Below are 1,094 nucleotides of genomic sequence, written 5' to 3'. Positions count from 1 at the left end.
TCCACCGGAATCCGACGCGCCCGCACCCCCCGCTCCTCGCACAGCCCCAGCAACTCCTCCAACGCCTCCGGCTCACCCGACACCACCGTCGACCGGGGGCCATTGGCCGCCGCCACCGACAACCGCCCACCAAACGCACCAATCAACTCCTCAGCGCGAGCCCGCCCCTCAGCAACCGACACCATCCCGCCCGCACCCGCCAACGCAAGGATCGCGCGACTGCGCAACGCCACCACCCTGGCCCCATCCTCCAACGACAAACCACCCGCCACCACCGCCGCAGCGATCTCCCCCTGCGAATGACCCACCACCGCAGACGGCACCACCCCACACGCACGCCACAACCGCCCCAACGACACCATCACCGCCCACAACACCGGCTGCACCACATCCACCCGACCCAACAACCCCTCATCACCGCTCTCCATCACCTCACACAACGACCAATCCACCCACCGCCCCAACGCCACCTCACACTCAGCCAACGACTCCCCAAACACCCCCGACCACCGCGCCAACTCCCGCCCCATACCCACCCACTGAGACCCCTGACCCGGGAACACAAACACCACATCCCCGGACACCACCTCACCCGACACCACACCCGGCGACCCCACACCAGCAACTACCGAACTCAAACCCTCCACCGCGCCCTCACGATCAGCGCCCAACACCACCACACGATGCTCAAGCCCCGCCCGCGACAACAACGACCACCCCACATCCACCAGCCCAGGGCCAGACTCACCCGACACAAGCTCCCGCAACCGATCCGCTTGCCCCGCAAGACCCGCAACCGACTTCGCCGACACCACCAACGGCACCAACCCAGAACCCACCCCAGGCTCCGGCACCACGACGGCCACCGGCTCAGCCTGCTCAATGATCACGTGGGCATTGGTGCCGCTCATCCCGAACGACGACACACCCGCCCGACGCGCACGACCCACCTCAGGCCACGCCCGCGACTCAACCGCCAGCTTCACCGCACCAGTTGACCAATTCACGTGCCGCGTCGGCTCGTCGACGTTCAACGTCGCCGGTACGACCCCGTACCGCATCGCCTGCACCATCTTGATGACGCCCGCCACACC

At 67.4% G+C, this 1,094-nt stretch carries 1 protein-coding gene; it reads right to left on the bottom strand.

The annotated features are described in order from the left end of the window. The coding region (locus tag ACIBCK_RS39170) for an acyltransferase domain-containing protein (RefSeq protein ID WP_399398156.1) at positions 1-1,094 on the bottom strand (1,094 nt) is incomplete at both ends.

It is taken from the genome of Streptomyces sp. NPDC051218 (assembly GCF_044455475.1).
GTDB lineage: Bacteria > Actinomycetota > Actinomycetes > Streptomycetales > Streptomycetaceae > Streptomyces.
This window is presented reverse-complemented; position numbering and strand designations above follow the sequence as displayed.